This is a genomic window from Sphingomonas sp., from assembly GCF_048595155.1.
Taxonomy (GTDB): Bacteria; Pseudomonadota; Alphaproteobacteria; order Sphingomonadales; family Sphingomonadaceae; genus Sphingomonas_I.
The window spans coordinates 17636-27371 of record NZ_JBMDXN010000039.1 but is presented as its reverse complement, the minus strand read 5'-3'; the positions used below and the strand labels follow the sequence as shown (position 1 = coordinate 27371).

11 protein-coding genes are annotated in these 9736 nt (G+C 64.4%); 4 read left to right on the top strand and 7 right to left on the bottom strand.

Annotation, left to right across the window (positions count from 1 at the left end; translation table 11 throughout):
* Positions 1-73 precede the first annotated feature (73 nt).
* Positions 74-964: a 3-hydroxyisobutyrate dehydrogenase gene (mmsB, locus tag ACOJSI_RS06680; protein ID WP_420137486.1), complete on the top strand. Its 891-nt coding sequence runs from the start codon at positions 74-76 to the stop codon at positions 962-964.
* Between the two features lie 4 nt (positions 965-968).
* Here mmsB and ACOJSI_RS06675 read toward each other — a convergent pair whose 3' ends face one another.
* Together ACOJSI_RS06675 and ACOJSI_RS06670 are read right to left on the bottom strand one after the other, a co-directional pair.
* Positions 969-2048 carry a PepSY-associated TM helix domain-containing protein gene (locus tag ACOJSI_RS06675; protein WP_420137485.1) on the bottom strand — a complete coding sequence of 360 codons (1080 nt, stop codon included), beginning with the start codon at positions 2046-2048 and terminating at the stop codon, positions 969-971.
* Positions 2048-4138: a TonB-dependent receptor gene (locus ACOJSI_RS06670; RefSeq protein WP_420137484.1), complete on the bottom strand. Its 2091-nt coding sequence runs from the start codon at positions 4136-4138 to the stop codon at positions 2048-2050. The genes ACOJSI_RS06675 and ACOJSI_RS06670 overlap by 1 nt, the downstream gene beginning before the upstream one ends.
* A gap of 201 nt (positions 4139-4339) precedes the next feature.
* On the opposite strand from ACOJSI_RS06670, the gene ACOJSI_RS06665 reads away from it, so the two are divergent.
* Positions 4340-5011, top strand: coding sequence for a hypothetical protein (locus ACOJSI_RS06665; RefSeq protein ID WP_420137483.1), 672 nt, complete (start codon positions 4340-4342; stop codon positions 5009-5011).
* A gap of 13 nt (positions 5012-5024) precedes the next feature.
* Positions 5025-5432: a hypothetical protein gene (locus ACOJSI_RS06660; protein ID WP_420137482.1), complete on the top strand. Its 408-nt coding sequence runs from the start codon at positions 5025-5027 to the stop codon at positions 5430-5432.
* Positions 5433-5473: 41 nt separating this feature from the next.
* Here ACOJSI_RS06660 and ACOJSI_RS06655 read toward each other — a convergent pair whose 3' ends face one another.
* On the bottom strand, positions 5474-5740 hold the full coding sequence (locus ACOJSI_RS06655) for a metal-sensing transcriptional repressor (RefSeq protein WP_420137481.1): 267 nt from the start codon (positions 5738-5740) through the stop codon (positions 5474-5476).
* A 6-nt stretch (positions 5741-5746) separates the two neighbouring features.
* Positions 5747-6610: a nickel/cobalt efflux transporter gene (locus ACOJSI_RS06650; RefSeq protein WP_420137480.1), complete on the bottom strand. Its 864-nt coding sequence runs from the start codon at positions 6608-6610 to the stop codon at positions 5747-5749.
* 340 nt (positions 6611-6950) lie between these two features.
* On the opposite strand from ACOJSI_RS06650, the gene ACOJSI_RS06645 reads away from it, so the two are divergent.
* A complete protein-coding gene (locus ACOJSI_RS06645; protein ID WP_420137479.1) occupies positions 6951-7730 on the top strand; it encodes a ThuA domain-containing protein in 780 nt (259 codons plus the stop codon).
* Between the two features lie 33 nt (positions 7731-7763).
* Here ACOJSI_RS06645 and ACOJSI_RS06640 read toward each other — a convergent pair whose 3' ends face one another.
* The 3 genes from ACOJSI_RS06640 to ACOJSI_RS06630 form a co-directional block, all read right to left on the bottom strand.
* Positions 7764-8729 (bottom strand): hypothetical protein, encoded by a 966-nt coding sequence (locus ACOJSI_RS06640; RefSeq protein WP_420137478.1) that lies wholly within the window; start codon positions 8727-8729, stop codon positions 7764-7766.
* Positions 8730-8832: 103 nt separating this feature from the next.
* Positions 8833-9258, bottom strand: coding sequence for a DUF4440 domain-containing protein (locus tag ACOJSI_RS06635; protein ID WP_420137477.1), 426 nt, complete (start codon positions 9256-9258; stop codon positions 8833-8835).
* 120 nt (positions 9259-9378) lie between these two features.
* Positions 9379-9660, bottom strand: a complete 282-nt coding sequence (locus tag ACOJSI_RS06630; protein WP_420137476.1) for an I78 family peptidase inhibitor — start codon at positions 9658-9660, stop codon at positions 9379-9381.
* Positions 9661-9736: the final 76 nt, after the last annotated feature.

Below are 9736 nucleotides of genomic sequence, written 5' to 3'. Positions count from 1 at the left end.
GTGCTGAGCGAAGTCGAAGCACGTGCGCGTCACCGTCCTTCGACACGCTCAGCACGAACGGAGAGGCGAGAAAATGGCCAAGATCGGTTTCATCGGACTGGGCAATATGGGCGGCGGTATGGCCGCCAACCTGGTCAAGGCGGGGCATGAGGTGCACGCTTTTGATCTGGCGGAGGCAGCGCTGGCCCATGCCGAGCAAGCCGGCTGCCTTCGCGTCAAATCGGCACGCGAGGCCTCGGCCGATGTCGAGGCGGTGGTGACGATGCTGCCGGCCGGAAGCCATGTCCGCCAGGTCTATACCGATTGCATCATCGGCGCCGCGCCCAGCAGCGCGATCCTGATCGATTGTTCGACCGTGGACGTCGCCAGCGCCAAGGCGGTTGGCGCAGCGGCGGCGGAGCAGGGTTATGCGATGGTCGATGCCCCGGTGTCGGGCGGGATCGCGGCCGCCAATGGCGGCACGCTGACCTTCATGGTGGGCGGGCCGGACGCGGCATTCGCACAAGCGCAGCCCATTCTTGCGGCAATGGGCAAGGCCGTCATCCACGCCGGCGGCACCGGCGCCGGCCAGGCTGCCAAGATCGCCAACAATATGCTGCTGGGCGCCACCATGGTCGCCACGTGCGAGGCATTTCTGCTGGCGAAGAAACTCGGCCTGGATCTGCAGACCTTTTACGATATTTCTTCGAAAGCCTCGGGCCAAAGCTGGTCGATGACGAGCTATTGCCCTGTGCCAGGGGTGGGCCCGGAGACGCCGGCGGATCGCGACTATCAGGGCGGGTTTGCCACCGCCCTGATGCTGAAGGATCTCAAGCTGGCGATGAGCGCCGCGCAGGACGCCAATGCCAGCGTGCCGATGGGGGCTGCGGCCGAGGCTTTGTATCAGGCCTTTGCCAATGGCGGGAATGGCGCGCTCGATTTCTCGGCGATCATTCGCCTGCTGGACGCCGATCCGGCGCAGTAAGCGATCAGGCGGCTTGCGGCTGCGCTGCAGGAAAGCGCGGCGTTCGGCGCAGGATCCAGAAGGACCAGACGGCCAGCGTGCCCAGCAGCGCCAGCGCCAGCCCGGAGATCGTCATCACGATCCGGAAGGCCAGTCCGCCGACGGCCGCCGAATGAAGCGGAAAGAGCAGGCTGAAGGCGCGCACCTGCGCGGGCAGGCGCGTGGCGTCGCGCGCCTCGACGATCCGCCCGCTGTCGGCCGCGAAATAGATCGTCGTCCGGCCGTTGGGCAGCCACTCGCCCGGCTGCTTCATCCGGAGTGTGATCAGCCCGCTGCCGCCGCGTGGAAGGTTCAGGACGCGTATGTCGGCATCGGGAAAGCGATCGTGCGCGGCGCGGATCATGCCGGACCAGTCGAGGTTCTCCGCGACCGGCGCCTTGTCCCTCTCCGGCGGCTTGGCGGCACGCGTGATCGCGCTCGCCGCGCCGGGCCCGAGCAGGATCGAGGCGAGCGGCCGGAAGACCAGCACGGTGCCGGTGACGCAGGACAGAAGCAGCAACGGCGCCACCACGATGCCGAGATCGCGATGATGCCGCAGGAAGGCCGATCGGCTGTGCCGCTTAGGCAGCAAGCGGGGGGCAAAGCTGCGCCGCGTCCGCCACCACAGCAACGTTCCCGTCATCACAAACAGGATGCCCGCGAGCCCTGCTACGCCGACCACGGCCTCGCCCGTGTCGCCGGAGAAAAGATGGCGGTGGAAGTCGAACAGCCACAATTCGGGCCGCTGCCAGTCGCTGTCCCACCGCACCAGCGTCTGCCCCGACTGATCGGCATAGGCGCCGGCCCCACCACCGAACGTCAGCCGATCGACCGCAAACCCGTCCGATGCGAAGACGATCCCGTCCGGCCGCGCCGCCGGATCGGCCATCGCCTGGGCCACCCGCGCGCCGATGCGGCCCGGATCGTGGTCGACGATGTCCTGCTTGTGCGGCACGCTCGTCCAGGCATCGCGATGCACCAGGATAGCGCCGGACAGGCCGATCAGCGCCAGTAGCAGGCCGATCGCGCCGCCCAGCCAGCGGTGGAGCAGGTCGATCCAGCGCATCAGAAGCTGATACGCGCCGTTCCCAGCACCGAGCGCGGCGCACCCGGTACATTCAGCAACGGCGACGTGCCGTGGCCTGAGACGATGTAGCGCTTGTTGGCGAGGTTATAGGCATTGAGCTGCAGCCGCACCGGCCCGACATAGGCCCATGCTACTGCGTCCGCGGTAATATAATGCGGCAGCACCGTCGTGTTGGCGGGATCGGCCCAGCGGTTGCCGACATAATTCATGCCGCCGCCAATGCCGAACCGTCCCGCAAAGCTCTTGGTGAGGAAGGCGTTGGCCGAATTCTTGGGCGTGATGGTCGCGCGCTTGTCGGCAAACAAGGGGTTGGCCGATGCCGTCACGCGCGTATCCAGATAGGCATAACCGGCGATTGCCTGGAAGCCCGACGGCAAGTTGAGCTGGCCGGATAGTTCGACACCACGCGTGCGCTGCGTGCCAATCGGGATGAGCAGGGTTGGCGTTGCCGGATCGCTGCCTTTGATGCCGGTGCGGCGCAGGATGAAACCGGCCGCCTGGATATTCAGCTTTCCACCGAAAAACGTATATTTCGCCCCGATTTCCTTGTTGGTGGTCTCTTCGGGCGCCAGATCGGCATTGTTGGCCGCCAGCGCGAACGTCTCGGCCGAGGGCTGGAAGCTGCGGCTCCACGAGACATAATAGGATTGCGCATCGTCGGGCTGGAAGACCAGGCCCGCGCGCGGGCTCCATTTGCGATCGGTCCGCGCCAGCCGGGCCGGGCTGCCGATCAGCAGCTTGGTCTTCTGGATGAACCAGTCGTGTCGCGCCCCGACCAGCAGCTTGAAGCCATGACCGATATCCACCAGATCCTGCACATACAGGCCGCGCGTATCGAAGCTGCTATTGCTGTTGGCGCTGAGCGTGGTGAAGGCCCCATTGTCGATGACCGGCAGGACCGGATCGAAGATCGACGTGGTGGCGACGTTGCGCGACTGGATCGTCTGCGCGCCTTTCACCTGCCGCGCGATTTCGAAGCCATACAGGATGGTATGCTCCATCCCGGCGACGCGCAGCTTCTGCGTCAGTTCGGCCTGGTTCGACCAGCCATCCTCGTCCCGATCGATCCCGCCATGCTGAAGCGTGACCGTGCCGGCGGCGGCATTGACCGCCGATGGCAGCGTGTTCCGCCGGTTCAGGCTGTAATTGTAATGGCGAAAGCCATCGCGGAAGCTGAGATCGTCGGAGAAACGGTGGGTCAGGATGACGGTCTGCGACACGACCTCGCTCGCGGTCACATCCGCATCGCGGGCGTTGGCAGCGCCATAATAAGTGGAGCGCGCCACATCCACCGGGCGGCCATTGATGGCAGGGATGCCGAAGTCGGTCAGACGGCGGTCGTGCAGATAATCCGCCTCGACGAACAGCGTCGTGTCGCGACCGGCGCCGAGCAATAGCGAGGGGGCGATGGCGAAGCGCTTGACGAATTGCTGGTCGCGGAAGCTGTCATCATCCTCATAAGCGCCGGTAAGGCGGAAGCCGACGCCGCCGGTCTCGTCGAACCGGCCGACATCCCATTCGCCGCGCTTCTGATCGAACGAACCGCCGGAGAGGGTGAGCGCGGTGACGTTGACATTGGGTTGTTTCAGCACGCGATTGATCAGACCGCCGGACGAGCCGCGGCCATACAGCACGGCCGCGGGCCCCTTGATCACCTCGACCCGATCGGTGTTGGACAGATCGCGGAAATAAAGGGCGTCGTCGCGGAAGCCGTTGACGAACTGATCGGCGATGGCGGTGAAGCCGCGAATGCTGACCTGATCGCGCTGCCCGTCGCCCGCGGCGAAGCTGACGCCGGGCACGTTCTTCAGCGCATCCTGCAGCGACAAAGCCCGCTGATCCAGCAGCAGCTGTGCCGGCACGACCGCGATCGACTGCGGAATGTCGCGCAGCGGCGCGGTGATCTTGGCGGCAGACGTATCGGTCGGCGCATAGCCCTGACGCGCACCCGTCACGATAACCTCATCCGCTGGTATCTCGCCCGCATCGGCAGCGATGGCGATCGACGGCGTGGCGACGGCACAGGCGGCCACGACACACAGACGCGGCACGAAACGGAACTTCGTCAACTCATCCCCCATTAACTTGCGAGCGCTTCGCATTAGCAATGGAAGTTAATCTGGGATAGCCCCAAAGATCGATCGTGCGACAAACGGACGTGGCGCCCCTTATCCGCGCAGGATCGCGCCCAAGCTCTGGACAGTTGCCCCGCCGATGCGCACGGGGCCAAGGCCGATCGACATGCCTTTCCATCTGCACGGGACAGCCGAATGACCTTCCTGCGTATCCTGCCGCTGCTCGCGCTCTTCATGCCCTGCGCTGCAATGGCCCAGCCTGCCTCCGCGTCGGACGCCAGCGACGATATCCCGCTTTCGCCGGAGACGCTGAGCGACGCCCTTAGCTGCCGCTCGCATCCCGCCGCCTTTGCTTTCGCCTCTGCTTTGTTCCTCGAGAACAAAGCGCCCGCGTGGATGAAAGGGGCCAAGGATAATAAGGCGACGGAGGGGATGATCGGCCTGTCCGGTTTCACCCTTACGAAGCCGGCCGCGCTGCTGGGCGAACCGGTCTCGAATGTCTATTTTCTGCAGGACTGGGTCGTCACGTTATGGCCGCGCGCCAAGGCGGAAGCCTTCATCAAGGCGCAGAAACTGGAACGCGCGCCGATCAAGGCGACCGAACAATATTATCGCTTCCTCGATCCCAAGGCGGGGCCGATGCTCGGCGCGTTCGAACCGACCGGTGGGGCGCTCTCGGCGATGATGGCCAAAGCATTCGGCGCCGAGCCAACGCCCGCGCCGCCCAGCGGCAGCCTGTTCGTCGGCTGCAACTACACCGCCGCCTCACAGGCCGAGTTTCTGGAAGCTGCCGGGCAGGCAGACGCAATGACCGGCGCCGCCGCTAAAGACATCGGCAAGGCCCTGGATACCCCGGACACGCAATAGGATATCATGTCCTATGGTCCAGGACGTCCAGACAGCACCCGCGCAAAAGGACAGCACGTTCCGCTCGGTCTTTGCGCATCCCTATGCCTGCTTTCGCTGCCGCAAGAGCTTCAAGCGCGCCAGCCGAACCGCGGCTGTCCTGGCCTGCCCCAATTGTGGCGGGCCCAGCATCGGCTTAACCCGCAAGTTCAAGCCGCCCAAGCAGTCGGACCGCAAGCAATGGGATAAGGTCGAAGCGCTTGTACGCCACGGCTTCCTGTTCTGGAGCGTCGGTGAAGCCTATCCGGGCACATTGCAGGAGGTGGCAGCCTTCGCCAGCCGACACGCCGCCTTCGTTGCACGCGAACGAGCTAGATACCCGGAAGCCTATCGCGAGATTGAGCAGGCCCTGGCGGGATCGCTGGAGCGAGGCACCGGGTAGAACAGCCAAAAAGGGGTAGCCGCTGCTATGCGCCCCTGCCGCTACAGATATTTCGCCAGTGCGCCCAACTTGGCGAGATCCGCCCGCACGTCGCTCGGCAGCGGCCCGACCAGCGCTTCCAGCTGATGCTCGATATGGTCGGTCACGATCAGCGTCTTGGTCTTCTCCAGCGCTGCCACCACCGCCTGCATCTGCTGCGCGATCTTCAGGCCGTCGCTGCCATCCTCCACCATCTTGACGATGCTGGCGAGATGGCCGTTGGCGCGGCGAAGGCGATTGAGCAGGTCGGGATTGGCGGCGTGGCTCATCTTCGGTCATCCGGTGGGAGGAAGCGTCTGCCAGCCCTGTAGCGCGACATAGGCGCCGACGCACAGGATCAGTACCCCGCTGGCATAAGGCGCGCGGCGCACCAGCGTGCCGAACCCGCCGAAACGCCGCTCGGCATAACGGATGCTGAGCGCGGCGATCACGCCCGATGCCACCATCGTCAGCGCCAGCCCGATGCTGAAGCACAGCACCAGCACCGAACCCAGCGCGATCCGCTTCAGTTGCAGGCACAGCAGCAGCACGGTGATCGCGCCTGGGCAGGGGATGAGGCCGCCGGTCAGGCCGAACAGGGCGATCTGCCCGGTGGTGACCTCGCGCCCGGCGAAGCGGCGGCGTATGTCCTCGGCATGCTGGCGCTCATGGGCGTCCTGATAGCCGCCGTCGGTGAGATCGAGCGTGCGCTCCAGCAGCGGGGTGACATCATGATCGTGATGGCGGTGACCTTCATGATCGTGGTCATGGTGGTCATGATGATGGTGGCCGTGATGATCACCGTGCGCATGCGCCTGTTCGCGCCGCGTCTGCCACAGCATCCACCCCGCCAGCCCGAGGATCAGCACGCCCGAAGCAAGCTTCAGATAGGGCTCCACGCCTTCGGGGCTGAGCCCTTTGAAGAGATAGACGCCCCCGAGGGCAACCGCCCAGACGATGGCGGTGTGCGACATGGTCGCTGCCAGGCCGAGCAGCACCGCCTGGCCCACCGTCCCACGTACCGCGACGATGAACGCCGCCATCATCGTCTTGGAATGGCCCGGCTCCAGGCCATGCAGGGCTCCGAGCAGGATGGCACTGGGCACGAACAGCCAGGCGTGTGCCGCCCCGTTCTGGAGCAGGTCGGAAAAGGAGGTCATGGCCGCGCCCTTAGTCGAAATCCTCTTGAGTTCCTATCCCCTAGGAGGGGATACGGATGATCGGCTGGCGATCAAAACAACGCGCAAATTCGTCACTCCAGCGCAGGCTGCGGTCCATTTAGCGGCTTGGCGACGTAGCCGCTGATCCGAGCGTCACGGCCCGCGACACGATGGATCCCAGCCTGCGCTGGGATGACGATGGCGGGGGAGAAGGCGGTATTCCCCGCTGGCGCTTCGTCACCAAGCCTGGGCTCGGGTTCATATCCGCCACGAAGGTCGGGCTCGCGCCAGCGCCGACATCCGGTACAGCAGCACGCGGAATCCTCAGGAGCGAAGCGTTATGAAGGCCATCGTGCGATTGCTTGCGGCCCTGCTGTGCATCGTGACGCCCGCCGCCGCCTGGGCAGATAGCCAGTTCAAGCTGCTGGTGATCGCGACGCCCAGCAAATATCATTATGAATATATCCCGGTCGCGCGCGACAGCCTGCAGCAACTGGCGCGGCTTCACGCCTTCGACATGACCTTCACGAGCGATCCGGCCGTGTTCGACGGCGACCTGCGCCCCTATGCCGCGGTGATGTTTCTCAACACGCCTGCGGAGCAACTGAGCGACACGCAGCGCCGCCATTTCGAAGCGTATATGCGCGCCGGCGGCAACGCCATCGTCGTGCATCGCGCCGCCATCATCCCGGCCAATGCCTGGCCTTGGTACGAGAAAATGGTCGGTCGGTCCTTCATCAACCATCCGATGATCCAGACGGCGGTGATCGACGTGGTCGACAAGGGCTTTCCTGCCGCCTTCGGCCTGCCCGATCATTGGATCTGGAGCGACGAATATTATGTCACAAACGATCCCTTCGGCGTCAAGATCAGCCCCGTGCTGAACGTCGACGAAGCGAGCTATGATCCGACCAGGATCTGGCCGGGCCAAGTGGGGAAGCCGATGGGCCGGAACCATCCTGAGGCCTGGTACCATGCCTATGAGAAAGGCCGGGTGTTCGTGACCCTGCTTGGCCACACTGCCGACATGTATCGCGACGATCGCTATCTGCAGCACCTGCTCGGCGGCATCTACTGGGCCGCGACCGGACGCGGGCAGACCGGCGCGCGGCCGCGCTGAGGCTCTAAACCCCGTCAGTCGTGGAAGGCGGTCTCAAAGCGTGCCCGAAGGCCTGCTAACCGATTTGATCTGGCTGGTCACCGTGCGCAGCGTGATGACATTCTCTTTCTTCGTGAAGTAGCGCATCGCGACGGGCTGCCCGTCCTTCGTCACGCCCGGCATTGGATGCAGTCCGTTATAGCGCACCGTCGCCGAGGCCGCGGTCCACTTGGCACCTTCGGATCGGGCCGGCAGCGGCACTTCGATCCAGTTGTTCGGTCCTTCCTTCAGCGTGTAATGCGCCTGCTCGAACGATCCGTCGGGACGTGGCGTCAGGATGTTCGCCACCGTGACACGAACGCCATCGTCCGGCAGGCAGCGGCAGAATTGGAAGCGATAGGCGCCCGCGACGATGACCGGCTCGCCCTGGTGGTAGACCTTGGCCTCCGCCATTTTCGGCGCGCCGATTTCCACCACCTTATAGGCGATGAACAGATCCGATCCGTCGATCGTCACGGCGCGCTCGCTGCCGGATGATCCGCCGAGCGACACCGGGATCTTGTGGACCGCTGCGTTGGCCGAGACCTGATCGGCCGCGACCTGGTTCAGCCTGAGCTTGATCGATTTTGCCTTGATGCCCTCGTACAAGACCTGCTCGCCTGGGCGGATGTTGAGCTTGGTCAGATCGTCGACGCGATAGATTTCGACACCGGAAAGCTCGACGTCGGTATGATCCAGCGATGAGGCACCAAGCCCCAGCAAATTGGCCAAACTGAGGGACAGGTTACGCCTGGTGGTGGCATCGATCCTGGTGCTGTCGCTGCCGCGCGCGATCGTGACATTGTTGGTGGCGCCGCTGCCGCTTGGGCCGACATTCGGGATCCATCTGGCCCCGATCGGCAGCGTGCTCCGCGGCACCGTCAGCAGCGTATAGTCTGTGAGCAGGTCCCTGGCGTCGGCGGCGGTGCCAAACGCCGCCAGATATCCGATCGCGACGAAGATCCCGGCACGCGAAATCATGATGCTTCCCCGATGATTCCCCGGCAAGAAGGCTAAGTCAGACTCTCAAGATGGGTCAAGTCTATCATGGAAGCATCGTTTAAGATTAAAAACTCCAGATTGGCTATCGTTTTAAGGTCATGCTCGCCGAAATGCTTTCGCTAAGCACGTCAACGCGGATGATCCGCAATTCCTTGTCTTCAACCGCCCAAAAATAATTTCCGCGACGCTCGATCGTCCAGATACGACGCAGGAAGCCGAAGGCCCTCGTCTCCACGGTGGCGGTCTGAACCAGCGTCTCGCAGACTTCATCGCCGGTCACGCGCAGCGCCTCGCGCGTGAAGCGCGATGTGGCGCGGTCGATCCTCGCGAATTGCGCCGCGACATCGCGCATCAGTTGGGCACGACTGATCGTGGTGCCGTCGATCTGGCGATAGCGGAGCGCGACGCCGAACAGACCATGGTAGGTGGCAATATCCTTGGTCGCGAAAGCAGCCTGGGCCGCAGCATGGCGACGGTCCAACGCCTGTTCCATGGCGAACCAGGTCATGCCGCTGTCCCCGGCATCGGCTGTCGTCTATTCGGCGGAGGGAAATTGTCCGGCATATCGCGTGTAAACGCCCGGCGACTTTATGGTTGCAGCGGCGTGCGCTCCCTCTGGCGCATTCCGTCAGCCGCAATAGGCTTCGACCACCTGGCCGTCGGCAACGGTTACGGTCACGCGCTCGATCCGGTAATCCTTGGTCGTCATGTCGCCCGGCGCGATGCGGCGCACGATGCTGCCGCCGGTGCGGCGCAGGATCTGGCGATCATCGGGCGCAGCCTGGCCCACCAGCGCCTTGGCCGCCTCGGCCTGGCAGGTTGCCGCCCCGCCACCATGGCGGGTGCCAGTCGAGGCACAGGCGCCCAGCCCCAGCAATGCCAGCGTTGCGCCGATCCTGTTCATCCTCATCGCGTTATCCTCGTTATATCCTTGTTGGCTATTCTTGGCCGGCCCAGCCTGAACGATGCGTGGCGCGGGTCACGGG